The sequence below is a fragment of the Massilia sp. UYP32 genome, assembly GCF_050434365.1.
GTDB classification, from domain to species: Bacteria; Pseudomonadota; Gammaproteobacteria; order Burkholderiales; family Burkholderiaceae_D; genus Telluria; species Telluria timonae.
Genome location: NZ_JBNDIK010000021.1, coordinates 1 through 24559, shown reverse-complemented (window position 1 = coordinate 24559; position 24559 = coordinate 1). Strand labels below are relative to the sequence as shown.

Annotated in this window: 24 protein-coding genes; 15 read left to right on the top strand and 9 right to left on the bottom strand. The window is 66.0% G+C overall.

Going from position 1 to position 24559, the window contains the following annotated elements; translation table 11 throughout:
* Positions 1 to 14: 14 nt before the first annotated feature.
* The 6 genes from ABIB42_RS17150 to recA form a co-directional block, all read right to left on the bottom strand.
* Positions 15 to 473 carry a pilin gene (locus ABIB42_RS17150; RefSeq protein WP_005664969.1) on the bottom strand — a complete coding sequence of 153 codons (459 nt, stop codon included), beginning with the start codon at positions 471 to 473 and terminating at the stop codon, positions 15 to 17.
* A 304-nt stretch (positions 474 to 777) separates the two neighbouring features.
* Positions 778 to 1659: a succinate--CoA ligase subunit alpha gene (gene sucD, locus ABIB42_RS17145; protein WP_005664967.1), complete on the bottom strand. Its 882-nt coding sequence runs from the start codon at positions 1657 to 1659 to the stop codon at positions 778 to 780.
* Between the two features lie 18 nt (positions 1660 to 1677).
* Complete coding sequence (gene sucC / locus ABIB42_RS17140) at positions 1678 to 2847, bottom strand: ADP-forming succinate--CoA ligase subunit beta (protein ID WP_219861500.1); 1170 nt, start codon at positions 2845 to 2847, stop codon at positions 1678 to 1680.
* Positions 2848 to 2915: 68 nt separating this feature from the next.
* Complete coding sequence (locus ABIB42_RS17135) at positions 2916 to 3479, bottom strand: DUF2889 domain-containing protein (RefSeq protein ID WP_005664964.1); 564 nt, start codon at positions 3477 to 3479, stop codon at positions 2916 to 2918.
* A gap of 541 nt (positions 3480 to 4020) precedes the next feature.
* Entirely contained in the window at positions 4021 to 4482 is a 462-nt protein-coding gene (recX, locus tag ABIB42_RS17130) for a recombination regulator RecX (RefSeq protein ID WP_005664963.1), read from the bottom strand.
* A 72-nt stretch (positions 4483 to 4554) separates the two neighbouring features.
* Positions 4555 to 5631 (bottom strand): recombinase RecA, encoded by a 1077-nt coding sequence (recA, locus tag ABIB42_RS17125; protein ID WP_005664962.1) that lies wholly within the window; start codon positions 5629 to 5631, stop codon positions 4555 to 4557.
* Between the two features lie 202 nt (positions 5632 to 5833).
* Between recA and ABIB42_RS17120 the strand changes: the two genes are divergently transcribed.
* The 5 genes from ABIB42_RS17120 to ABIB42_RS17100 all read left to right on the top strand — a co-directional run bounded on the left by ABIB42_RS17120 (position 5834) and on the right by ABIB42_RS17100 (position 12647).
* A complete protein-coding gene (locus ABIB42_RS17120; RefSeq protein ID WP_005664960.1) occupies positions 5834 to 6568 on the top strand; it encodes a response regulator transcription factor in 735 nt (244 codons plus the stop codon).
* Positions 6565 to 8148, top strand: a complete 1584-nt coding sequence (locus ABIB42_RS17115) for a sensor histidine kinase (RefSeq protein WP_184236630.1) — start codon at positions 6565 to 6567, stop codon at positions 8146 to 8148. Before ABIB42_RS17120 ends, ABIB42_RS17115 begins: the two co-directional genes overlap by 4 nt.
* Complete coding sequence (locus tag ABIB42_RS17110; RefSeq protein ID WP_312164329.1) at positions 8126 to 8449, top strand: DUF4212 domain-containing protein; 324 nt, start codon at positions 8126 to 8128, stop codon at positions 8447 to 8449. Before ABIB42_RS17115 ends, ABIB42_RS17110 begins: the two co-directional genes overlap by 23 nt.
* A complete protein-coding gene (locus tag ABIB42_RS17105) occupies positions 8446 to 10506 on the top strand; it encodes a sodium:solute symporter family protein (RefSeq protein ID WP_219861502.1) in 2061 nt (686 codons plus the stop codon). Before ABIB42_RS17110 ends, ABIB42_RS17105 begins: the two co-directional genes overlap by 4 nt.
* Before the next feature lie 110 nt (positions 10507 to 10616).
* Positions 10617 to 12647 carry an alpha/beta fold hydrolase gene (locus ABIB42_RS17100; RefSeq protein WP_429248693.1) on the top strand — a complete coding sequence of 677 codons (2031 nt, stop codon included), beginning with the start codon at positions 10617 to 10619 and terminating at the stop codon, positions 12645 to 12647.
* A 59-nt stretch (positions 12648 to 12706) separates the two neighbouring features.
* Here the strand turns inward: ABIB42_RS17100 and purM are convergent, their stop codons facing one another.
* On the bottom strand, positions 12707 to 13750 hold the full coding sequence (purM, locus tag ABIB42_RS17095; protein ID WP_005664950.1) for a phosphoribosylformylglycinamidine cyclo-ligase: 1044 nt from the start codon (positions 13748 to 13750) through the stop codon (positions 12707 to 12709).
* 179 nt (positions 13751 to 13929) lie between these two features.
* Here purM and hda point away from each other — a divergent pair, with 179 nt between their 5' ends.
* From hda to thpR, 7 genes are all read left to right on the top strand, one after another.
* On the top strand, positions 13930 to 14613 hold the full coding sequence (hda, locus tag ABIB42_RS17090) for a DnaA regulatory inactivator Hda (protein ID WP_005664949.1): 684 nt from the start codon (positions 13930 to 13932) through the stop codon (positions 14611 to 14613).
* On the top strand, positions 14610 to 15284 hold the full coding sequence (locus tag ABIB42_RS17085) for an HAD family hydrolase (RefSeq protein WP_071361238.1): 675 nt from the start codon (positions 14610 to 14612) through the stop codon (positions 15282 to 15284). The genes hda and ABIB42_RS17085 overlap by 4 nt, the downstream gene beginning before the upstream one ends.
* A complete protein-coding gene (gene pcnB / locus ABIB42_RS17080) occupies positions 15277 to 16668 on the top strand; it encodes a polynucleotide adenylyltransferase PcnB (protein WP_005664946.1) in 1392 nt (463 codons plus the stop codon). The genes ABIB42_RS17085 and pcnB overlap by 8 nt, the downstream gene beginning before the upstream one ends.
* The gene (gene folK, locus ABIB42_RS17075) at positions 16665 to 17138 is read left to right on the top strand and encodes a 2-amino-4-hydroxy-6-hydroxymethyldihydropteridine diphosphokinase (protein ID WP_312486169.1); all 474 of its coding nucleotides are present in this window, start codon (positions 16665 to 16667) and stop codon (positions 17136 to 17138) included. Before pcnB ends, folK begins: the two co-directional genes overlap by 4 nt.
* 12 nt (positions 17139 to 17150) lie before the next feature.
* Positions 17151 to 17498, top strand: a complete 348-nt coding sequence (locus ABIB42_RS17070) for a DMT family protein (RefSeq protein WP_005664942.1) — start codon at positions 17151 to 17153, stop codon at positions 17496 to 17498.
* Positions 17499 to 17574: 76 nt separating this feature from the next.
* Complete coding sequence (panB, locus tag ABIB42_RS17065) at positions 17575 to 18453, top strand: 3-methyl-2-oxobutanoate hydroxymethyltransferase (protein WP_429248692.1); 879 nt, start codon at positions 17575 to 17577, stop codon at positions 18451 to 18453.
* A 10-nt stretch (positions 18454 to 18463) separates the two neighbouring features.
* On the top strand, positions 18464 to 18976 hold the full coding sequence (thpR, locus tag ABIB42_RS17060; RefSeq protein WP_429248691.1) for an RNA 2',3'-cyclic phosphodiesterase: 513 nt from the start codon (positions 18464 to 18466) through the stop codon (positions 18974 to 18976).
* Here the strand turns inward: thpR and ABIB42_RS17055 are convergent.
* Both ABIB42_RS17055 and ABIB42_RS17050 read right to left on the bottom strand, forming a co-directional pair.
* Positions 18966 to 20114, bottom strand: a complete 1149-nt coding sequence (locus tag ABIB42_RS17055; RefSeq protein ID WP_429248690.1) for an MFS transporter — start codon at positions 20112 to 20114, stop codon at positions 18966 to 18968. The genes thpR and ABIB42_RS17055 overlap by 11 nt on opposite strands.
* Complete coding sequence (locus ABIB42_RS17050) at positions 20111 to 20887, bottom strand: DeoR/GlpR family DNA-binding transcription regulator (RefSeq protein WP_429248689.1); 777 nt, start codon at positions 20885 to 20887, stop codon at positions 20111 to 20113. Before ABIB42_RS17050 ends, ABIB42_RS17055 begins: the two co-directional genes overlap by 4 nt.
* Before the next feature lie 177 nt (positions 20888 to 21064).
* Here ABIB42_RS17050 and ABIB42_RS17045 point away from each other — a divergent pair, with 177 nt between their 5' ends.
* The 3 genes from ABIB42_RS17045 to ABIB42_RS17035 form a co-directional block, all read left to right on the top strand.
* On the top strand, positions 21065 to 22123 hold the full coding sequence (locus ABIB42_RS17045; protein ID WP_429248688.1) for a sensor histidine kinase: 1059 nt from the start codon (positions 21065 to 21067) through the stop codon (positions 22121 to 22123).
* Between the two features lie 3 nt (positions 22124 to 22126).
* Positions 22127 to 22873, top strand: coding sequence for a LytR/AlgR family response regulator transcription factor (locus ABIB42_RS17040; protein ID WP_071361233.1), 747 nt, complete (start codon positions 22127 to 22129; stop codon positions 22871 to 22873).
* Positions 22874 to 23001: 128 nt separating this feature from the next.
* Positions 23002 to 24559: sodium:solute symporter family protein (locus ABIB42_RS17035; protein WP_429248687.1), on the top strand; the 1558-nt coding region annotated here is incomplete at its 3' end.

Below are 24559 nucleotides of genomic sequence, written 5' to 3'. Positions count from 1 at the left end.
GCTAATTACATGAATTACGGGGCGGTAACAGTCTCGCAAGCTTTGCCGGTCAACTCTTCATCAATACTGGTTTCGCAGGTCCAGGCGCCATCTGCATCACGCTTCTGGGTCACGGTTTCGCCGTTCACCGAGCTTGGGCCGCTGTTGATGGTGCAGACCAAGTCGATCGCGCCAGTGGTGGTAGGAGCGCCCACGAAACTGATGTCGCAGTTCGAGGTCTCAGCCTTCAAACCGCTGGCGGCCAGCGCTGCATCTGCAGCCAAGTTCGAGTCCATGTTCAGGGCGACGTCGAGGCCAGTCTTACCAGCAGAAACTTCAGCCAGTGCAGCGCTGAACTTCGACTTGGCGACATAGTTCTGGTAAGCAGGGATGGCGACAGCTGCCAGGATGCCGATGATGGCAACAACGATCATCAGTTCAATCAGGGTGAAGCCGCCTTCGGCCTTCTTGGTTTGCATTTGCTTGAAGTTCATTTTTCTCTCCAGGGTAGTATTTCAAAAATAAGGACTACATGTCTTGTACTGCTCAGCTGCTACGCTTTCCTATATGCAAGCGCTGTGCCAGCCCGAAAACAGCAGAAAACGGTCGATTTTATTAATCCCGACATAACGAAATCGTGTGCTACGACAAAAATTGGCGCTTCGGGTGACAAAATTTGTCAGTGCCATACAGCAATTTTTGTCAGACGACGGAGATTGGCGACGAAAAATGGACCCGCAAATACAAACGGGGAGCCGAAGCTCCCCGTCTTAGCTGTCGATAAAGAGATCGTCAGAATTACAGCATCGCCTTCAGCAGACGCGCCATTTCCGACGGGTTCTTGGTGACCTTGATGCCGCAGGCTTCCATGATTTCCAGCTTGGCTTGCGCGGTGTCGGCGCCGCCCGAGATCAGCGCGCCGGCGTGGCCCATGCGCTTGCCCGGAGGCGCGGTCACGCCAGCGATGAAGCCAACCACTGGCTTCTTCATGTTGTCCTTGATCCAGTGAGCGGCGTTCGCTTCGTCAGGACCGCCGATTTCGCCGATCATGATGACCGCGTCGGTGTCAGGATCGTCGTTGAACATGCGCATCACGTCGATGTGCTTCAGGCCGTTGATCGGGTCACCGCCGATGCCGACTGCCGACGATTGGCCCAGGCCCAGCGCGGTCAGCTGGCCGACTGCTTCATAGGTCAGGGTGCCCGAACGCGACACGACGCCGATACGGCCCTTCTTGTGGATGTGGCCCGGCATGATGCCGATCTTGATTTCGTCAGGGGTGATCAGGCCTGGGCAGTTCGGGCCCAGCAGCAGGGTCTTGGAACCGGCTTTCGCCATGCGATCCTTGATTTCCATCATGTCGCGGACAGGGATGCCTTCGGTGATGCAGATTGCCAGGTCCAGCTCGGCTTCAACGGCTTCCCAGATGGCGGCGGCTGCGCCTGCCGGTGGGACGTAGATGACCGACACGGTGGCGCCGGTTTCCGACTTGGCTTCCTTGACCGATGCGTAGATTGGAATGCCTTCGAAATCTTCACCGGCTTTCTTCGGGTTCACGCCTGCGACGAAGGCTTCCTTGCCGTTCGCGTAGTCGCGGCACATACGGGTGTGGAATTGGCCGGTCTTGCCGGTGATGCCCTGGGTGATGACTTTGGTGTCTTTGTTGATCAGAATCGACATTTTTATTTCCTTAGCGAATTAGGCTTTACCAGCGGCGGCGGCGACGACCGACTTCGCTGCGTCTTCCATCGTGTCTGCGGCGATGATTGGCAGACCCGAGTCAGCCAGCATCTTCTTGCCCAGGTCTTCGTTGGTGCCCTTCATGCGCACGACCAGCGGCACTTGCAGCGACACGGCTTTCGATGCGGTGATCACGCCTTCGGCGATGACGTCGCAACGCATGATGCCGCCGAAGATGTTGACCAGGATGGCCTTCAGTTCCGGGTTCTTCAGCATGATCTTGAAGGCTTCGGTCACTTTCTCGGCCGTGGCGCCACCGCCCACGTCCAGGAAGTTGGCCGGCTCGCCGCCGAACAGCTTGATGGTGTCCATGGTGGCCATGGCCAGGCCGGCGCCGTTCACCAGGCAGCCGATGTTGCCGTCCAGCGAGATGTAAGCCAGGTCGAATTTCGATGCTTCGACTTCGGCTGGATCTTCTTCGTCCAGGTCGCGGTAGGCGACGATCTCTGGGTGACGGAACAGCGCGTTGGCGTCGAAGTTGAATTTCGCGTCCAGGGCGATGATCTTGCCCGAGCCGGTCACGATCAGCGGGTTGATTTCTGCCAGCGATGCGTCGGTATCCCAGTAGGCTTTGTACAGGCCTTGCAGGTTGGCGCGTGCGTCGGCGATCGAGCCCTCCGGCACGCCGATCTTGGCGGCGATGCTGTCGGCGTCGGCGTCGGTCAGGCCGACGGCCGGATCGATCACGACGTTGTGGATTTTTTCAGGATTGCTGTGCGCGACTTCTTCGATGTCCATGCCGCCTTCCGACGACGCCATCAGCACGACCTTCTGGGTCACGCGGTCGGTGACCAGCGAGACGTACAGTTCCTGCTTGATGTCGGCGCCTTCTTCGATCATCAGGCGACGCACTTTCTGGCCTTCCGGGCCGGTCTGGTGGGTCACCAGCTGCATGCCCATGATCTGGTCAGCGTATTCCTTGACTTGTTCGATCGACTTGGCGACCTTGACGCCACCGCCCTTGCCACGGCCACCAGCGTGGATCTGGGCCTTGACCACCCAGACCGGACCGCCCAGTTCTTCAGCTGCCTTGACAGCCTCTTCCACCGACATGCACGGAATGCCGCGCGGAACGGTCACCCCGAATTTTCGGAGGATCTCTTTGCCCTGGTACTCATGGATCTTCATGCTGGCTTCCCTTCTTCTATTACTGAATTAGAAATACGGTTGAACTACAAAAAATAAAACGACGAACGCTAACCCGAGACGGCCTTGATCGACCAGCGTGGGTAGTATTTGGCCACGGCAGGGCCGTCGCTGCGCAGGGCGTGGCAACGGTCGAGCTCAAATGGACGGTCGGTTGACGAGCCGCCGAGCCCGCCTGGGGCATCGACATTGTCGTCAGCAAAGGCTTGCAAGGCTGCGGTTGGCAGCACCTGGGCCAATTCGGTCAAATGGGTGCAGCCGAGCACGCCGGATAGGCGGTCTTTCAGATGCAACCGGAAATGGTTCACGAGCGAGAGCCCGATCAACTTCTTGTAGGCAGGGCCGATGGTATCGCAATAGCCCGGATACGGGACGGCATCGGATGCGGCTTCGGCATCGACGATGTTGAGGTCGCGGTCAATGGTCACGCGCAGCTTGAGGTCGTGCACCGGCGTGCCGCCGGGCCGTTCGCCGGAAGCAAGCGCGACAGTACGCGTCTTCACATCGCGGATGCTGGCATCGAGGTCCCACAAGCCATCGTCGCGCGCGAACGCTTCGACTGTGATGGCGCGCGTATGCCGGAGCGAGCGCGATACGGGAGGTGACAAAGGCATAAATACCAGTGCCGTCGAGACGGCGGTTAGTGATGCAGCCGGTGTGCTTCGTGCACGTTGCCGCAGCTTCTGCGACAACAACCGCTCATGCGGCGCTGCTTAAACCCGCAAAGTTTAGCACAGCGTCCACAGCGGCGCATGGGAAAGAAAGGTTAGTAAGGGATACTACGAGGAGATGAAGGGACTTCGGGGGAATATGACGGCGCGTTTGCCGCTTATATTATTCGCCCGTCTTTAATGCGAGTCGCCAAGCCATTCACGACGTGAATGAAAGATATGTGGTTGGGATAGGATCAGTCAGTGATCGGACGGTCAGGCGTAACAAAGCGCCAGCGTGCAGCGCCATCGCCCGTTGAGGAATATGCCCTAGGCATATCGGGAGATGGCGCTCCACGCTGGCGCCTGGAGAGGTATGGCCGCCAGATCAGCGTCACGGACATGAAGTCCTTCGAGGCACGCTGTAATGACGTACATCTTAGTCAAAGGCACGCTGTAATGACGCATATTGTAGTTGAACGCGTGGACGGAAAATCCGTCCACCCTACGACAACTCGTCGTCCGCAGGGCTACCTTGCATTGCCACCCGCGCCGCGCGCTGGGAAAAGCCGCGCTGCAACAGGAAGCGCATCTGCTTGGCCCGCATTGCCGCGTCGGTGGCGACGGTGCCGAACTTGCGCTGCCAGACTTCGACGGCGCGCGCGGTCTCGCTGTCGGACAGCCCAGCCTTGATCTCGACCAGTGCATCGCCGGTGACGCCATGGCTTTGCAGCTCCGCCACCACACGGCTGTTGCCGTAGCGGCTGGCCTTACGGTTGATCAGGGACTCGGCAAAACGTTCTTGCGACAGCCAGTTATTCTTTTCAAGGAAATCCAGGAGGGCGTCGACGTCTTCGTCTTCCTGGGCATACTTGGCCAGCTTGCGCCGCAACTCGAACCGGCTGTGCTCGCGCTGCGACAGATAGCGCAGCGCGCGCGCCTTGAGGCTCAGTACGGGTGCTGGCATGGCAACACCATCGTCGACAACATGGCGCGAACAGCCACGGCGCTACCTTGCCGCGCCGCCCTCGCCAGACGATTACTCACCAACAGCCTGCAGCTTTGGCTTGTCGTCGCCACCGGCTGCCACCGGCGGCAGTTCACGCACGCCCAGGGCGGCGCGGACCTTGTTTTCGATCTCACGCGCCAGGGCTGGGCGATCCACCAGGAACTGACGGGCATTGTCCTTGCCCTGGCCGATGCGCTCGCCGTTATAGCTGTACCACGAGCCCGATTTCTCGACGATCTTGTTGTCGGCGCCCAGGTCCAGGATTTCGCCTTCGCGCGAGGTGCCTGCTCCGTACAGGATGTCGAAGTGGGCTTCCTTGAACGGTGGCGCGATCTTGTTCTTGACGACCTTGACCTTGGTTTCGTTACCGATCACTTCGTCGCCCGACTTGATCGAACCGGTACGACGGATGTCCATGCGCACGGAGGCGTAGAACTTCAGTGCGTTACCGCCGGTGGTCGTCTCTGGGCTGCCGAACATGACGCCGATCTTCATGCGGATCTGGTTAATGAAGATCACCAGCGTGTTGGTGCGGTTGATCGAACCGGTCAGCTTGCGCAGTGCTTGCGACATCAGGCGCGCCTGCAGGCCCGGCAGCGAATCGCCCATGTCGCCTTCGATCTCGGCGCGCGGGGTCAGTGCCGCCACCGAGTCGATGACCACCAGGTCGACGCTGCCCGAACGCACCAGTGCGTCGGTGATTTCGAGCGCCTGTTCGCCGGTATCCGGCTGCGAGATCAGCAGGTCGCCCAGGTTGATGCCCAATTTTTGGGCATAGGTCACGTCGAGCGCGTGCTCGGCGTCGATGAAGGCGCAGGTGCCGCCCAGTTTTTGCATCTGGGCGATGGTCTGCAGGGTCAGGGTGGTTTTACCCGACGATTCAGGGCCGTAGATCTCGACGATACGGCCGCGCGGCAGGCCGCCGACGCCCAGCGCGATGTCGAGGCCCAGCGAGCCGGTGGAAACAGTCTGCACTTCCTCGACCGGTGCGCTGGTGTCCATGCGCATGACCGAGCCCTTGCCGAACTGCTTTTCGATTTGCGCCAGGGCGGCTGCCAGCGCCTTGCCTTTTTCAGAGGCGTTCAATGCGGATTTTTTGTCGTCCATGGTGTACTTTCAATCGTGGAGTAGGCAAGGTGTGGGCGCGCACGCGCACTTCAAGAGCCACTACTGTATAAAAATCCAGTGGTTTTTGCAAGCACTAATACGTGGCCATCTTGTCAAGAAATGGACCCAGGCTCGCATTGTTGCGACAAATCAAACACAATACGGGTCTGAGTTTGTCTAACGCGATAACCGAGGTGCCATTATGCGAATTCTGCTCGCTGAAGATGATAGCGTACTTGCCGACGGCCTGACGCGATCCTTGCGCCAGTCCGGCTACGCCATCGATTACGTCAAGAACGGCCAGGATGCCGACACCGCCCTCTCCACCCAGGAGTTCGACCTGCTCATCCTCGACCTCGGCCTGCCGAAGATGTCGGGGCTCGAGGTGCTGCGCCGCCTGCGCGCCCGCGCCTCGCTGCTGCCGGTCCTGATCCTCACCGCCGCCGATTCCGTCGAGCAGCGCGTGGAAGGCCTCGACCTGGGCGCCGACGACTACATGGCCAAGCCGTTCGCCCTGTCCGAACTCGAGGCGCGGGTGCGCGCCCTCACCCGCCGCGGCGCCGGCGGCGGCCCGACCGTGGTGCGCCACGGCCCGCTGGTCTACGACCAGGTCGGCCGCAGCGCCTACATCAATGACCAGATGCTCGACCTCTCGGCGCGCGAGCTCGGCCTGCTCGAAGTGCTGCTGGCGCGCACCGGCCGTCTGGTATCCAAGGAACAATTGGTTGACCACTTGTGCGAATGGGGCGAGGAAGTCTCGAACAACGCGATCGAGGTCTACGTGCACCGCCTGCGCAAGAAGATCGAAGTCGGCGGCGTGCGCATCGCCACCGTGCGCGGCCTGGGCTACTGCCTCGAGAAATTCTCCGAGGCCGCCGCCAGCGCCTCCGCCGAGCGCAGCGCAGCAACCGCAACGGCAACCGTCGCCGACAGGTGAACGAACGCGACGCCGGCTTGACGCCCTGGCCTGAGCACGGGTCGGCCGCTCCCCCGGCGGCGCCGGCCGAGCCGACCTACGTCCCGCCGAATCCCGAGCCGGACGAGAACATCCGCCATTCGCTGTTCGGCGAGATCCTCGACTGGATGCTGGCCCCGCTGCTGCTGCTGTGGCCGATGAGCATCGCCATCACCTATCTCGTCGCCAAGTCGATCGCCAACCAGCCGTTCGACGACGCGCTCGAAGACCGGGTCACGGTGCTGGGCCAGCAGATCCGCAGCGTGGCCGGCAAGGCGGCCGGCCAGCTGCATCCGTCCGGCCGCGACATCCTGCGCGCCGACGACGTCGACAGCGTCTATTACCTGCTGGCCGGACCCGACGGCGAGCTGCTGGACGGCGACCGCGACCTGCCGCGGCCGCGGATGAACGCCGACGACGAGCATGCGCGCAGCGGCGCGGTCGAGTTCCGCAACGACAGCATCCACGGCACGCCGATCCGGGTCGCCTACACCTACATCAACCTCGACCCATTGCACGAGCGTTCCCCGCAGCCGCCGCTCGAACCGCCGCTGGCCCTGGTGCAGGTGGCCGAGACGCTCGACAAGCGCGCGCACCTGGCGGGCGAGATCATCAAGGGCGTGATCCTGCCCCAGTTCATCATCCTGCCGGTGATCCTGGCGCTGGTGTGGTTTGCGCTGTCGCGCGGCCTGACCCCGCTGGCCGAGCTGCAGCAGCGCATCCGGGCGCGGCCCCAGGACGACCTGTCGCCGATCGATCCGCGCCAGGTGCCCGAAGAAATCTCGCCGCTGGTCGGCTCGTTCAACGACATGCTCGAGCGCCTGGGCGAATCGGTGGCGATGCAGAAGCGCTTCATCGCCGACGCCGCGCACCAGATGAAGACCCCGCTGGCCGGCATGCGCATGCAGTCCGAGCTGGCCCTGCGCCAGCTCGACCCGGCCGAGATCCACCGCTCGCTGGAACAGCTGGCCAAGAGTTCGGAATCGGCCACGCGCCTGGTGAACCAGCTGCTGGCGCTGGCGCGCGCCGAAAACCAGCCGCAGGCCGGCCTGGCCTTCGCCGAGATCGACCTGCCGCGCCTGGCCCGCGAGACGGTGCAGGACTGGGTGCAGGCCTCGTTCGCGGGCGAGATCGACCTGGGCTTCGAGCCGCCCACCGCCGACGAAGGCCCGGTCGTCATCGCCGGCCAGCCGCTGATGCTGCGCGAACTGCTGTCGAACCTGATCGACAATGCGCTGCGCTACACGCCGGCCGGCGGCAGCGTCACGGTGCGCGTGCGGCGCGACGGCGCCGGCGGACCGGCCCTGCTCGAGGTCGAGGACACCGGCCCCGGCATCGCCCCGAGCGAGCGCGAACGCGTGTTCGAGCGCTTCTACCGCATCCTGGGCAGCAATACCCAGGGCAGCGGCCTGGGCCTGGCGATCGTGCGCGAGATCGCGCAGCAGCACGGCGCCGAGATCGACATCTTCAACAACCCGCGCAGCCACTCCGCGCGCTTCCCGGGCAGCCTGTTCCGCCTGACTTTCCCTCCTCCGCTCCATGAACCCGACGCCGCCCCTTGACCCCCACCATGACGCCGCGGCGCGGCGCCGCTGCGCCAACGCCATGCACTGGGAGCGCACCCGCAAGATGACCCTGCTGCTGCTGGCGCTGTGGCTGGCGACCGGCTTCGGCACCGTGTTCTTCGCGCGCGAGCTGGCGCGCTTCGAGGTGTTCGGCTGGCCGCTGTCGTTCTACATGGCGGCGCAAGGCGCCTCGCTGGTGTCGCTGGCCATCATCGGCTTCTATGCCTGGCGCATGCGCCGGCTCGACCGCGACGCTGCGGCCAATACTGCGGCGGGCGCCGGGGATAAGCCACGATGAGCGGCAAGCCACCTTATTTCAGCAAGCTGGCGCGCTACTACCTGTGGTACACCGGCTGCTTCGCGCTGTTCCTGGTCGCCGTCGCCCTGCTCGAGCAGGAGGGCATGCCGCGCCTGTGGATCGGCCACCTGTTCATGTTCGCCACCATCGCCCTGTACGCGATCATCGGCGTGATCTGCCGCACCTCGAGCGTCACCGAATACTACGTCGCCGGGCGGCGCGTGCCGGCCATGTTCAACGGCATGGCCACCGCCGCCGACTGGATCTCGGCGGCCAGCTTCATCAGCCTGGCCGGGGGCCTGTATCTGCAGGGCTTCGACGGCCTGGCCTTCATCATGGGCTGGACCGGCGGCTTCGTGCTGGTCGCGCTGCTCATCGCGCCCTACCTGCGCAAGTTCGCGCAGTACACCGTGCCCGACTTTTTGGCGGCGCGCTACGGCGGTGGAAGTGGGGACAAAGGCGGAGGCCGCGGCGCCCCAGTGCGCGCGCTGGCGGTCGGCGCCACCATCCTGGTCTCGTTCACCTACGTGGTGGCGCAGATCTACGCGGTCGGCCTGATCGCCTCGCGCTTCACCGGCGTCGACTTCTCGGTCGGGATCTTCCTGGGCCTGGCGAGCATCCTGGTGTGCTCGTTCCTGGGCGGGATGCGCGCCATCACCTGGACCCAGGTGGCGCAGTACATCATCCTGCTGGTCGCCTTCCTGATTCCGACCATGTGGCTGTCGGCCAAGCATGCCGACAATCCGATCCCCGCGGTGGCGTATGGCTCGCTGCTGCCCAAGCTGACCGCGCGCGAAGCCGAACTGGCGCGCGACCCGCGCGAAGAACAGGTGCGCGCCGAGTTCCGCCGCAGGGCCGATGAATACGCGGCGCGGCTGGACGCGCTGCCCGAATCGTGGGAGACCGGCAAGCTGGACGCCCAGCGCCAGCTGGCGGCGGCGCGCGCGCGCAACGCCTCGCTGACCGAGGTGCGCCAGGCCGAGCGCGCGCTGGCCACCTATCCCAACTCGGTGGATGAGGCGCGCTCGCAATGGAGCGAGCGGCGCGACGCCAACCTGGCGCGCGCCCGGCCGCCCGAGCCGCACGCCGAGCCCTTCCCCGGCGCCACGAAGGAAGAATCGGACGAGCGCCGCAATAACTTTTTGGCGGTGGTGTTCTGCCTGATGTTCGGCACCGCGGCGCTACCCCACATCCTGATGCGGGCCTACACCACGCCGTCGGTGAACGACACCCGGGTTTCGGTGTTCTGGACCCTGTTCTTCATCCTGCTGGTGTACCTGACGATTCCGGCGCTGGCGGTGCTGGCCAAGTACGACATCTATACCTCGCTGGTCGGCAGCGACTTCTCGGCGCTGCCCACCTGGATCTCGTACTGGGCCAACGTGGACAAGGCCAATCCCCTGGTGAGCGTGGCCGACATCAACGGCGACGGCATCGTGCAGCTGGCCGAATTCGCGATCGACGCCGACGTGCTGGTGCTGGCCACGCCCGAGATCGGCGGCCTGCCCTACGTGATCGCGGGCCTGGTCGCGGCCGGCGGCCTGGCGGCGGCGCTGTCGACCGCCGACGGCCTGCTGCTGGCGATCTCCAACGCGCTGTCGCACGACGTCTACTACAAGATGGTCAACCCGGGCGCCTCGACCCAGAAGCGGGTGACGATTTCCAAGCTGCTGCTGCTGGGGGTGGCCTTCATCGCCGCCTACGTGGCCTCGCAAAAGCCGGCCGACATCCTGTCACTTGTCGCGGCGGCGTTCTCACTTGCTGGTTCGACGCTCTTTCCGGTGCTGGTGCTGGGCGTGTTCTGGAAGCGCGCCAACCACCAGGGGGCGATCGCCGGGATGCTGGTCGGGTTCGCGGTCTGCCTGTACTACATGCTGCGCGCCAGTCCGGCGCTGGGCGGCAACCTGGGCGATGCCTGGTTCGGCATCCTGCCGATGGCGGCCGGCGTGTTCGGGGTGCCGGCCGGGATGCTGACGGTGGTGGTGGTCAGCCTGCTCACCGCGCCGCCCGGCCGCGGCAGCGAGGGCATGGTCGACTACATCCGGGCGCCGGAGTGACTTCAAGGTGAGAATTGAGTAGATTCCGGCCGGGCTCCGGATGATATCGTGATTCGTGCAGGTCGCCTCGCCGCGGCCGCTACGACAATAACGATCTCAGACGGAAAACCATGACTGCATTGACCCGCGCATTGCGCGCCGCCTCGCTGGCGGCGCTGGTGCTGTGCGGCGCGGCCCAGGCCCAGGCCCCGGCCCCGGCCACCACGTCCGCCGCACCGCCTCCCCTCTCCGCCTTCTTCGGCAACTCCCCATTCGGCGACGCCAAGCTCTCGCCCACGGCACGCTACCTGGCCGTGCGCGCCAGCGCCCCCGGCCAGCGCGACTTCCTGATGGTGATCGACCTGGACACCAAGGCCGGCAAGATCATCGCCAACTACAGCGATGCCGACGTCAACGGCTTTTACTGGATCAACGACACGCGCCTGGTCTTCGACACCCACGAAAAAGGCGTGGGGCCGGGCGACCAGCGTTTCGCGCCCGGCCTGTATGCGGTGGACCACGACGGCGGACGCTTCGTCGAACTGGCCAGCCGCACCGGCAGGTCGGCCAACGAGGGGTCGCGCACGGCGCGCAAGCTGCTGCCGGTCCAGAGCCGGATCGCCGGCAATATGCCGTGGGAAGGCTCGGACTACACCTATGTGGCGTCGGCGGTCGGCAACATGAAGGGAGAGATGAGTCACGTCGACCTGCTGCGCGTCAACACCGTCACCGGCCAGTACAGCACCGTTCCGCGCCCGGGCAATACCTTTGGCTGGCTGCTCGACCACAAGGGGGAGCCGCGCCTGGCGATCACCCACAAGGACCTCACCAGGACGATCCAGTATCTCGACCCGGCCACCGGCGAGTGGCGCGCGCTGGCCAGCTCCCCGATTTTCCAGGAAACCGCCGACACCATCGAGCCGCTGGGCTTCGGCCCGACCGGTGCCCTGTTCGTCGTGGCCCGCGGCAAGACCGGCCTGAAGGCGCTGCACACCCTCGACGTTGCCACCGGCAAGCGCGATCCGCAGCCGTTGCTGTCCGCCCCCGGCTACGATTTCGACGGCGGCCTCGTGGTCAACAGCGACAAGGTGCTCGGGGTCCTGTTCCGGACCGACGCGATGTCGAACGAGTGGTTCGATCCCGCCATGAAACAGGTCCAGCAGGACGTCGACAAGCTGCTGCCCACGACCGTCAACCTGGTCTCGGTGCCGGGGCACGCGACGTCGCCGCTGGCCGTGGTCACCGCGTATTCCGACGTCGTCGCCCCCATCTTCTTCCTGTACGACACCAGGACGAAAGCGCTGAACAAGATCGGCGAAGCGCGCCCCGGCCTGCAGCCGGCGCAGATGGGACGCCAGCAATTCTTCCGCTACAAGGCGCGCGACGGCATGGACATCCCGGCGCTGCTGACGCTGCCGCCGGGCGCGCAACGCAGCGGCCTGCCCCTGGTGGTCATGGTGCATGGCGGCCCCTACGTCCGCGGCGCCTCCTGGGGCTGGTCGCCCGTGTCGCAATTCCTGGCCTCGCGCGGCTATGCGGTGCTGGAACCGGAATTTCGCGGCAGCCAGGGCTTCGGCTCGCAGCATGAGCGCGCCGGCTACAAGCAATGGGGCCTGGCGATGCAGAACGATATCGCCGACGGCGCGCGCTGGGCGATCGACAAGGGGATCGTCGATCCCAAGCGCATCTGCATCGCCGGCGGCAGCTATGGCGGCTACGCCACCCTGATGGGCCTGGTCAACGATCCGGACCTGTACAAGTGCGGGATCAATATCGTCGGCGTGACCGATATCGGCCTGCTGTTCGACAATGGCTGGAGCCTGAGCGATGACGTCTCGCGCGACACCAAGGAACACAGCATGCCTGAAAAAATCGGCGACCCGGTCAAGGACGCGGCCCAGTTCAAGGCCACCTCGCCCATCCAGCAGGCCGCGCGCATCACCCAGCCATTGATCCTGGCCTATGGCGGGGTCGACCGGCGCGTGCCGATCAACCACGGCACCGCGTTCCGCAACGCCGTCATGCGCACCAACAAGAACGTCGAGTGGATCGAGTATCCGGAAGAAGGCCATGGCTGGTCGCTGGAAAAGAACCGCCTCGACTTCTGGGGCCGGGTCGAGACCTTCCTCGACAAGCACATCGGCAGCGGCGCGGCGCGCTGAGCGGCCGGATGTGAAAACGGGCGCCCCGGGCGCCCGTCTCGCGTGCGAAGATCCGCCGCTTACAGCACGACGGTCTGCGCCTGGCCTTCTTCGCGGGCGCGGATCTCGCCGATGCGGTAGACGGTCTCGCCGGCCGCTTCCAGCTGGGCGAATGCCGCATCCGCGTTTTCTTTCGAGACGATCACGGTCATGCCGATGCCGCAGTTGAACACGCGGTGCATCTCGGCATCCGCCACGCCGCCATGCTGCTGCAGCCACTTGAACAGCGGCGGCATGGTCCACGACGACGCGTCCAGCACGGCGGTCAGGTTATCCTGCAGCACGCGCGGGATGTTCTCGACCAGGCCGCCGCCGGTGATGTGCACCAGGCCCTTCACTTCCATCGAGGCCATCAGGGCCAGCAGCGGCTTGACGTAGAGGCGGGTCGGCGCCATCAGCACGTCGGCCAGCTTGCGGCCGTGGAAATCGGCCTCGAGGTCGGGCTTGGCGACGCTGATGATTTTACGCACCAGCGAGTAACCATTGGAGTGGATGCCCGACGAGGCCAGGCCCAGCACCACGTCGCCTGGCACGATCTTGCTGCCGTCGATGATCTGCGATTTCTCGACCGCGCCGACGGCGAAGCCGGCCAGGTCGTATTCGCCGTCCGGGTACATGCCCGGCATTTCGGCGGTTTCGCCGCCCAGCAGGGCGCAGCCCGACTCTTCGCAGCCCTTGGCGATGCCCGAGACCACGGCGGTGGCGGTCGCCACGTCCAGCTTGCCGCACGCAAAGTAATCGAGGAAGAACAGCGGCTCGGCGCCCTGCACCAGGATGTCGTTGACGCTCATGGCGACCAGGTCGATGCCGACCGTGTCGTGGCGGTTCAGCTCGAACGCCAGCTTGAGCTTGGTGCCCACGCCGTCGGTGCCCGAGACCAGGACCGGTTCCTTGAACTTCTTGCTGATCTCAAACAGACCGCCGAAGCCGCCGATCCCGCCCAGCACGCCTTCGCGCATGGTGCGCTTGGCGAGCGGCTTGATCGCTTCGACCAGGGCGTCGCCGGCATCGATATCGACACCCGCGTCGCGGTAAGAGAGAGAAACATTAGATGGTTGGCTCATGGTATTTGGCAGCGGAGGCGGTAAAATAGGAGGCGACCGGCAAAACTGGTCAATCCACTATTTTAGCAAAACGGTTCTCCCCATAACCGTTTGACGAACTAATTTGATTAACAGCGCAGCGGAAATCACCTTACTGGCATGCCATTTTCCCTTACCGCGGGCATGAACCGACGAACGCCATGAAACAGCTGGTGCTCGATTTAGGCGCCGAGCCGGCGCACAGCCTCGACACCTTCCAGGTGGGGGAAAATGCCGAACTGGCGCACCTGATGCACCTGTTCGCCGAGCGCGTCTCGCGCGAGCACTTCGCTTATCTGTGGGGCGATACCGGCGCCGGCAAGACCCACCTGCTGCAGGCGCTGGCAGCCAGCCCGGCCTCGCGCTACATCGCAGCAAGCGCGCCTGCCGAGCAGTTCGTGCACGCGCCCGAGGTCACGCTGTACCTGCTGGACGATTGCGACCGCCTCAGCCCGCGACGCCAGATCGACGCCTTCGCGCTGTTCAACCAGATCCGCGAGCACGGCGCCTACATGGTCTGCACCGGTCCGGTGCCGCCGGCCGTGCTGGGGGTGCGCGAAGACCTGCGCACCCGCATGGGCTGGGGGCTGGTGTACCAGATCCACGGCCTGTCGGACGACCAGAAGATCGAAGCGCTGACGCACGCCGCCGAGGCGCGCGGTTTGACCTTGTCGGCCAGCGTGTTACCCTATTTGTTGTCTCATTTCAAACGCGACATGCGTTCCCTGTCGACCATGCTGGACGCGCTGGACCAGTATTCGCTCGAAACCCAGCGCCCGGTCACGCTGCCCCTGCTGCGCGACCTGCTGTTGCAAGAGAATCTGCCGCTTGAACCCAAAGAATGAAAAACCTTGCCCTGTTTGACCTCGACCACACCCTGCTGCCGCTCGATTCGGACCACGAATGGGGAGAATTCCTGGCGCGGGTCGGCGCGGTCGACGGCGACGCCTACCGCGCCCGCAACGACGCCTTCTTCGCCCAGTACAACGCCGGCGTGCTCGACCCGGTCGAATACCTCGAGTTCGCGCTCGGCACCCTGGCGAGCTTTTCCCGCCTGGAGCTTGAATCCCTCCATGCGCGCTACATGCGCGAAGTGATCGAGCCGGCCATCAAGCCGCAGGCATTGAGGCTGGTGCGCGAGCACCAGGACGCCGGCGACCTGGTGGCGATCATCACCGCCACCAACCACTACATCACGGCGCCGATCGCGGCCGCCTTCGGCGTCGAGCACCATATCGCGGCCATGCCCGAACGCGACGCCGCCGGCAACCTGACCGGACGCCTGGCCGGGACCCCGACCTCGGGCCCGGGCAAGATCACGCACATGCACGCCTGGCTGGAACGCCTGGGGCAGCCGTTCGGCAGCTTCGGCCGCAGCCATTTCTACAGCGATTCGCACAACGACATTCCGCTGCTGTCCATCGTCTCCCATCCGGTCGCGACCAATCCGAGCGCCGCGCTCGCGAGCCACGCGCAGCAACAGGGCTGGCCAACCATCCAACTATTCAATGATTAAAAAATTCATCCGTAAAATCCTGGGTGTGAAAGACCAGCGCGACGCCACCGAACCGACCATCCTCGGCCCGGCCGAACACGGCATCGACCCCAAGAACGTCTCGTCCAACGCGATCCGCGTCACGCAGACACTGCAGGAAGCCGGCTTCAAGGCCTTCGTCGTCGGCGGCGCGGTGCGCGACCTGCTGCTGGGCGTGAAGCCCAAGGACTTCGACATCGCCACCGACGCCACGCCCGAGCAGGTCAAAAAACTGTTCCGGCGCGCCTTCATCATCGGCCGCCGTTTCCAGATCGTGCACGTGATGTTCGGCCAGGACCTGCTGGAGGTGACCACCTTCCGCGGCAACGGCAGCGACAACGCGCCCAAGGACGAACACGGCCGCGTCCTGCGCGACAACAGCTTCGGCCCGCAACATGAAGACGCCGCGCGGCGCGACTTCACCATCAACGCCATGTACTACGATCCGGCCACCCAATCGGTGCTGGACTACCACGGCGGCATCGAGGACATCCGCGCCAAGACCCTGCGCATCATCGGCATGCCCGAGGCGCGCTACCGCGAAGACCCGGTGCGCATGCTGCGCGTGGTGCGCTTCGCGGCCAAGCTGGGCTTCACGATCGAGCCGACCACGCGCGCGCCGATCCCCGTGATGGCCCCGCTGATCGACAACGTGCCGGCGGCGCGCGTGTTCGACGAAATGCTCAAGCTGCTGCTGTCGGGCCACGCCCTGGCCTGCCTCAAGGAACTGCGCTCGGCCGGCCTGCACCATGGCCTGCTGCCCCTGCTCGACGTGGTGCTGGAGCAGCCGATCGGCATGAAGTTCGTGACCCTGGCCCTGGACTCGACCGACTCGCGCGTCAAGGCCGGCAAGGGCGTCTCGCCCGGCTTCCTGTTCGCTTCGCTCCTGTGGCACCAGGTGCTCGAAAAATGGACCGCCTACCGCGCCGCCGGCGAGGCGCCGATTCCCGCGCTGCACCTGGCGGCCGACGCCGTGCTCGAGACGCAAACCGAGAACCTGGCCCTGCAGCGCCGCATCGCCACCGATATGCGCGACATCTGGGCCATGCAGCCGCGCTTCGAGCGCCGCGCCGGCCGCGCGCCGTACAAGCTGCTGGAACACCCGCGCTTCCGCGCCGGCTACGACTTCCTGCTGCTGCGCTGCCAGTCGGGAGAACTGCCTGCCGAGGTGGGCGAATGGTGGACCGAGTTCTATGCGGCCGAAGGCGGCGACCGCGAGCGCCTGGTGGCTGCGGCCAACACGCGCGAGCGCGAAGGCGGCGCCACCAATGGCGCGCCGAAGAAGCGTCGGCCGCGTCGTGGCCCGCGCAAATCCAGTGGCGAGGGCGGCGCGGCACCGGCAGCCGCGGCCGGATCGGAAGAATGAAGGCCTGGGTCGGGATCGGCGCCAACCTGGGCGACGCGCAGGCGAACGTGCTCGACGCGCTGGCGCGCCTGGCGCGGCTCGACGGCAGCACGCTGCTGCACACCTCGAGCCTGTACCGCACCGCCCCGGTCGATTCGGGCGGCGACGACTACATCAATGCCGTGGCCTGCCTCGACACCACGCTGGCGGCGCACGACCTGCTCGCCGCGCTGCAGGACATCGAGCAGGCCCATGGCCGCGAGCGGCCCTACCGCAACGCGCCGCGCACGCTCGACCTCGACCTGCTGCTGTACGGCGACGAGGTCATCGCCGGCCCGACCCTGACGGTGCCGCATCCGCGCATGCATGAACGCGCCTTCGTGCTGCAGCCGCTGCTCGAGATCGCCCCCGACATCGACATTCCCGGCCACGGCCCGGCGCGCAATTTCGCGGCGCTGGTGGCCGGCCAGACCATCGCCAAGCTCGCGTAGGAAAGCGCACCCATGAACCTGCCCGTCTGGGCCCAGACCACGGGCCTCCTGATCCTGTCGAACGTCTTCATGACCTTCGCCTGGTACGGCCACCTGAAAGGCCTGCAGCACCGCGCCTGGTACGTGGCGGCCCTGATCAGCTGGGGCATCGCGCTGTTCGAATACCTGCTGCAGGTGCCGGCCAACCGCATCGGCCACACCCAGTTCTCGCTGGCGCAGCTGAAGATCATGCAGGAGGCGATCACCCTGACCGTGTTCGTGCCGTTCGCGATGTTCTACATGAACGAGCCGTTCAAGCTGGACTACGTCTGGGCGGGCCTGTGCCTGGTCGGCGCCGTCTACTTCATCTTCCGTTCATGACCATTTGCCTGCAGGTTCGCGGGCGCCGCATTACACTACGCGGATCTGGACGTTCCAGTTTTACCAAAGGATTTGTATGAGCTCTTATTTGCAGGGTAACGATATGGCCACGACCGGCGCCGCCACGGCGCCAGCGCCAGCGCCGGCGCCGGTGCCCGCGTTGCCGAAGGCCGTGACCGTTCCCGCGCTGCTCGCCAAGCGCGCTGCCGGCGACAAGATCGCGATGCTGACCTGCTACGACGCCAGCTTCGCCTCGCTGATGGACCGTTGCGGCGTCGAGATCCTCCTGATCGGCGATTCGCTGGGCATGGTGTGCGCCGGCCACGATTCGACCCTGCCGGTGACGGTGGCCGACATGGTCTATCACACGGCGTCGGTCGCGCGCGGCAACAAGAACGCGCTGGTGCTGGCCGACATGCCCTTCGGCAGCTACGGCAACCCGCAGCAGGCCTACGACAGCGCGGTGCAGCTGATGCGCGCCGGCGCCCACATGGTCAAGATCGAGGGCGGCGCCTGGCTGGCCGACACCGTGCGCCTGCTGGTCGAGCGCGGCATTCCGGTGTGCGCCCACATCGGCCTGACCCCGCAGTTCGTGCACCAGCTGGGCGGCTTCAAGGTGCAGGGCAAGACCGGCGAAGGCGCCGAGCGCCTGAAGAACGACGCGCTGGCGCTGCAGGCGGCCGGCGCCGCCGTGGTGCTGCTCGAGGCGGTGCCGGCGGCCTTGGGCCGCGAAGTCACCGAGCTGCTGTCGGTGCCGACCATCGGCATCGGCGCCGGTCCCGATTGCTCGGGCCAGGTGCTGGTGATGCACGACCTGCTGGGCGTGTTCCCGGGCCGCAAGGCGCGCTTCGTAAGGAACTTCATGGATGGCCAGACCAGCATCGACGCGGCGGTCATGGCCTATGTGGCGGCCGTGAAGGACGGCAGCTTCCCGGCGCCGGAGCACTGCTTCTAAGGTGAGCATCATGGGCCAGCAAAAGACATCGCGTCTGTTCCTGGCCCTGTGGCCCTCGGCCACGATACGCGGGCAGCTGCGCGAGCGGCGCGATGCCTGGCAGTGGCCACGCGGCGCAACGCCGGTCCATGCCGACAAGCTGCACCTCACCCTGCACTTCCTGGGCGACGTTCCCTCCGAACGCTTGCCCGAACTCCTCGATGGATTTTCAGTGCCGTTCGTGCCGTTCCGGCTCGACCTCGGCAAACCCGTGCTGTGGCCGCATGGAATCGCGGTGCTCGAACCCTTCGCAGAGCCACCCGCACTGCTGGCCCTGCACGCGCGGCTGGCGAATGCGCTGGTTGGCCTCGGCCTGCAGCCGGAACAGCGCAGCTATCGGCCGCACGTCACCATGGCGCGCCGCGCCGGCGGCGTCGCCGTGCCGCAGGATGGTCCGCCGATCGCCTGGCAGGCCGACAGGTACGCGCTGGTCGAATCGCAGGGCGGCGTCTACACCGTGCTGCGCGAGTACATCAGCGCTTGAGCACTCGCGCGCTCAGCGCGATCACGATCCCCGACAGCGACAGCGCGCCGAGCGCCACCATCACGCTCGAGTGCACCGCCACCCAGCCCAGCACCGGCGGCGCCAGCAACAGGCCGCCATAGCCCAGCGTGGCCACCGCCGCCACGCCCGCGCCGGGATGCATGCCGGGGATGCGCGCGGCGGCGCCGAACAGCAGCGGCACCACGTTCGCCGCGCCCAGGCCGACCAGGGCGAAGCCACAGCTCGACAGCACGAAATTGGTGCTGAGGACCGCCAGCGCCAGGCCGGCGAACATGGCCAGGCCGCCGATCACCATCACCCTCATCGCGCCGACGCGCAGGATGATGCGGTCGCCGGCGAAGCGGCAGGCCGCCATCGCGATCGAGAACGCCGAGTAGCCCAGCGCCGCCGACGCCGGCGAGGCGCCGGTGCGCTCCTCGAGCAGCAGCGCGCTCCAGTCGACCAGCGCGCCTTCGACCGCGAAACACAGCAGCGCCAGCAGGCCCAGGCCGAGGGCGGCGCCGCGCGGCAGCATGAAGTGGCTGCCGCTCGCGTGCGCGGCGAAGCCCAGCACGCGCGGCGCCGTTAGGGCCAGCGCCACGGCGGTCGCCAGCGCCACCATCAGCGCGCCTTCGCCATGCCCCAGGCCCTGGCCGACCAGCACCCCGCCCAGGCTCGCGCCGAACAGGCCGCCCAGGCTGAAGAAGCCGTGGAACGACGACATGGTGGGCAGGCCGCGCGCGGTCTCGACCTCGCTGGCGTTGGCGTTCATGGCCACGTCCAGCGCCCCGTTGGACACACCAAACAGGAAGGCCGCCACGAACAGCAGCGGCAGGTTCGGCATGCCCATGATCACGGCCGTCATCAGGGCGAAGGCAAAGCCCGACAGCAGCACCATGCGGCGCGTGCCGAAGCGCCCGGTCAGCCCGCCCATCAGCGGCATCGCCATCAGGGCGCCGCCGGCAATCGTCAGCAGCACCAGGCTGAGCATGCCGGTATCGATGCCCATGCGCGCCTGCACGGTCGGCACGTGGGCGGCCCACAGGCCGATGCCGGCGCCGTTGAGCAGGAAGACGGTCGAGATGGCCCAGCGGCCGGCTTCGATGCTGCGTCGTTCGATGGTGGAGACGTGGGTCATGCCGGGGCCTTGTCGGTGAGTTTGATGTCGAGCGCGGGATGGCGTTCGCGCAGCGAGGCGATGGCGGCAGGCGGCGCATCGGCCTCCAGCACCAGGTGGTCGATCTGGTCCAGCGCGCCGAACAGGAAAGGCGCGCTGTCGTCGAAGCGTTCGTTGAGGACGGCGACCGCGCGCCGCGCACTCGCGGCCAGCATGGCCTCCTTGAGCGCCGCCTCCTCGGGATTCGAGGCCGCCAGGCCGCGCGCGGGGTCGAGCGCGCACACGCCCACCAGGGCCAGGTCGGGCCGCAGGCGCTGGACCCCGGCCAGGGTGGCGGCGCCGATCACCGCGCCCTCGTTCGGATGATAGGTCCCGCCCAGCAGCACGATGCGGGTGCGCTGGAAGCCGCCCAGCGCCAGCGCGATCTGCGGACTGTTGGTGACGATGGCGGCGCAGCAGCCGTCTGCCAACGTGCGCGCCAGCGCCAGGTGGGTCGAGCCGGCGTCGATGAGGACCGTGTCGCCGGGGCGGATGCATGCGCGCAGGCCCTGCGCCAGCTGCGTCTTGCGCGGCAGGTCGCTGGCGGCGCGCTGCTCGAAACTCTCCGCCGGACGCAGGCGGATCGCGCCGCCGTGCACGCGCCGCAGCAGGCCGGCCGCATCGAGGTCGCGCAGGTCGCGCCGGATCGTGTCTTCGGATGTCGACAGGCGTACGGCCAGCTCGGCCGCCGAGACCCGCCCCTCGCGCTCGACCGCGTCGGCGATCAGTTGGCGCCGTTCTTCCGGCAATTGCATGTATTCGCTCCAGCTTGCTTGATATGTCACTGTACCGAAACAAGCAGTTTCATGCAAGAACATGCAAAATAATGCAGGCAAGCGTGTCATCGCATCCAAGCCGCAACTCGCGCCGTATTTCCTGCAACTGAGCGCATGGCATGGCGCAAGCAACGCAATCTCGACGATACTTAATAGATGAACCTGATCAAGTCCATCCTCCTGACTCCAATGTGGCGCGGCTATATCGCCATCTGGCTGGTGTACATCCTGTTGATCGCCGTGGTGCTCCAGACTGATACCCTGTTGACCGGAAACTTCAACCCGGCGATGATCTTTTACGCCTTCGCGAGCATCGCCCCTTCGGCAATCGTGCTGACGCTGGTCTGGCCGCTCACCGGCTGGTTCGAGCGGCGCGCCGTGGGGCTGGGGTCGCGCTGTGCGATCCACTTCACGGCGGCGCTGGCGTTCGCCTTCGGCGCGCACATGCTGCTGACGCTCCTGCAGGAGCCTCTCGAGCGCGGGATCGAGTGGCATGTCTGGCCGTTCCTGTACAACGTCATGAGCTATACCGTGGTGGCCGGCCTGTTCCACACGATGCGCGCCACTGCCGCCGCCCAGCGCCAGGCGCTGGCAGCCCAGCAGGCGCGCACCCTGCTCGTTGCCGCCGAACTCGGCGCGCTGCGCAGCAAGCTCAATCCGCACTTTCTCTTCAACACCCTGCACTCGATCATCGCCCTCACCCAGCGCAACCCGGCCGCCGCCGAGACGGCGCTGTTCCAGTTCTCCGACATGCTGCGCTATGTGCTCGATACCGAACGCGCCGGCGCCGACCGCGTGACGCTCGACGCCGAGCTGCAATTCTCGCGCGACTACCTCGAGCTGGAGCAGCTGCGCCTGGGATCGCGGCTGCAGGTGCACTGGGATCTCGATCCCGACACCGGCGACCTTCTGCTGCCCGCCCTGACCTTGCAGCCGCTCATCGAAAACAGCATCAAGCATGCCTTCAATCCCTATACCCGGCCCGGCCTGCTGCGCATCGAGAGCCGGCGCGACGCCGATGCGGGCCTGCTGCGCCTGACCGTGCGCGACGACGGCCCGGGCGCCGCCCAGGAAGCGATCGCCGCTTCGCCCGGCCTGGGCATCCGCACCATCGGCCGCCGCCTCGAACTCGACTACGCCGGGCGCGCGGCCCTGGAAATCGATTCGCGTCCCGGGGCCGGCTTTGCCGTCTCGGTCACCCTCCCCTGCACCTGACACATGAACACCAAGACCGTATTCTTCGCCGAAGACGAACCGCTCGCGCGCGACGTGCTGCGCGACGCCATCTATGCCCATCCCGCCCTGCGCCTGGTGGGCGAAGCCGCCGATGGCGCCAGCGCGCTCGAACGCATCGGGCAGCTGCGCCCCGATGTCGTGTTCATGGACATCCAGATGCCCGAAATGACCGGCCTCGAGGTGCTGCGCCGGCTCGACTACCTGCCGCAAATCGTGTTCACCACCGCCTACGACCAGTACGCGGTGACCGCCTTCGAACTGCATGCGGTCGACTACCTGCTCAAGCCGTTTACCAGGGCGCGCTTCGCGGCCAGCGTGGCGCGCCTGCTGGACGGCGCAGAACCGCAGCAGGATCGCGCCGGCCTGGAGAACGCGCTGGCGCGCGCGGCGAGCGGCCCGGCGCGGCTGGACCGCATCCTGGTGCGCGACCGCGGCCGCATCTTCCCTCTCGCGGTGGGCGAGATCGAATACATGAAGGCCGATTCGAAGTACACGGTGATCGTGGCGCGCGGCCAGCATTTCCTGGTGCGCATCGGCATCTCGGAACTGGAGACACAGCTCGACCCGCAGCGCTTCATCCGCGTGCACCGCTCGGCGCTCGTGAATCTCGACTTCGTCGAATCGATGCGCGCCGACGAGCAGTCGCAGCTGCAGATCTTCATGCGCGACGGCGCCTGCATCGGCGCCAACCGCGAAGCCTCGAAGCTGCTGCGTGAGATGGCAATCTGATCGAATTTACTCTCAGGCAACATCGACTGGCAAATCGGCGCAAAGTTGCACTTACCGCCGGGTTCTGCCTTTATAATCGCGAATTTTCCGCCCGATAATAATTCCTGGCCTTCGGAGCACTCACCAGCATGAATATCACCCTGATCTCTTTCGTCGTGCTCTACTTGTTGGGTACGCTTGCCCTGGGCATGTGGGCGGGCACACGGATCAAGAACACCAGCGACTTCGCCGTCGCCGGCCGCAGCCTGCCGCTGATCATGGTGATCACCACCACCTTCGCCACCTGGTTCGGCGCCGAGACCGTGATGGGCATCCCGGCCAAGTTCGTGCAGGGCGGCCTGAACGCGGTGGTCGAGGATCCGTTCGGGGCCGGCATGTGCCTGATCCTGGTCGGCGTGTTCTTCGCCGCCCGCCTGTATAAACTGAACCTGCTGACGATCGGCGACTACTATCGCCAGCGCTACGGCAAGGGCATCGAGGTGTTCTGCTCGGTGGCCATCATCCTGAGCTACCTGGGCTGGGTCGCGGCCCAGATCACGGCGCTGGGCCTGGTGTTCTCGGTGCTGACCGCCGGCGCCATGTCGCCGGCGGTGGGCATGATCGTCGGCACCCTGACGGTGCTGATCTACGTGGTGGTGGGCGGCTTCCTGGCCGTGGCCGTGACCGACTTCATCCAGATGATCGTGCTGGTGGTCGGCATGAGCGTGATCGCCTGGTTCGCCGCCGACCTGGCCGGCGGCGCCGGCAACGTGCTGGCGATGGCCCAGCAGGCCGACCTGTGGCGCTTCCTGCCCGAGCCCAGCCTCAAGGACGTGATGTTCTTCATCGCCGCCGCGGTCACGATGATGTTCGGCTCGATCCCGCAGCAGGACGTGTTCCAGCGCGTGATGTCGGCCAAGGACGCGCCGACCGCGCGCACCGGCGCCATCGTCGGCGGCGCCAGCTACATCGTGTTCGCCTTCGTGCCGATGTTCATCGTGGCCGCCGCCGTGGTCGTGATGGGCAGCACCGCGCTCGACCTGGCCCAGAACGACTACCAGCGCCTGCTGCCGACCTTCGTGATGACGCAGATGCCGCTGTTCATGCAGATCCTGTTCTTCGGCGCCCTGCTGTCGGCGATCAAGAGCACTTCGTCGGCGACCCTGCTGGCGCCGTCGACCAGCTTCGTGGAGAACATCCTCAAGAATCTGCGTCCGGGCATGACCGACCGCGAACAGCTGTTCGCGATGCGCATCTCGATCGTGGTGTTCGCGGCCCTGGTGCTGCTGTACGCGATCGCGATGGAAGGCACCTCGATCTACGAGCTGGTCTCGGGCGCCTACCAGGTGCCGCTGGTCGGCGCCTTCATTCCGCTGGTGATGGGCCTGTACTGGAAGCGCGCGACCACCCAGGGCGCCATGCTCTCGATCGGCGCCGGCCTGTTCACCTGGATCCTGTTCTTCGAGCAGGTCACGTCGCTGGGCGAGCACTTCCCGGGCCAGCTGGCGGGGCTGATCGCCGCCTTCATCGGCATGGTGGTGGGGTCGCTGGCGCCGCAGGTGTTCAAGAATCGCGGCGAGGCGCAGCACGTGCTGGAGGCGCGGGGGGGGGGGGCGGGCGCGCCGGGGCGGGCGGCGGCCCCCCCCCCCCCCCCGCGCCCCCAAACACCCCCCCCCCCCCCCCCCGCCCCGCACCACCCCACCGCGC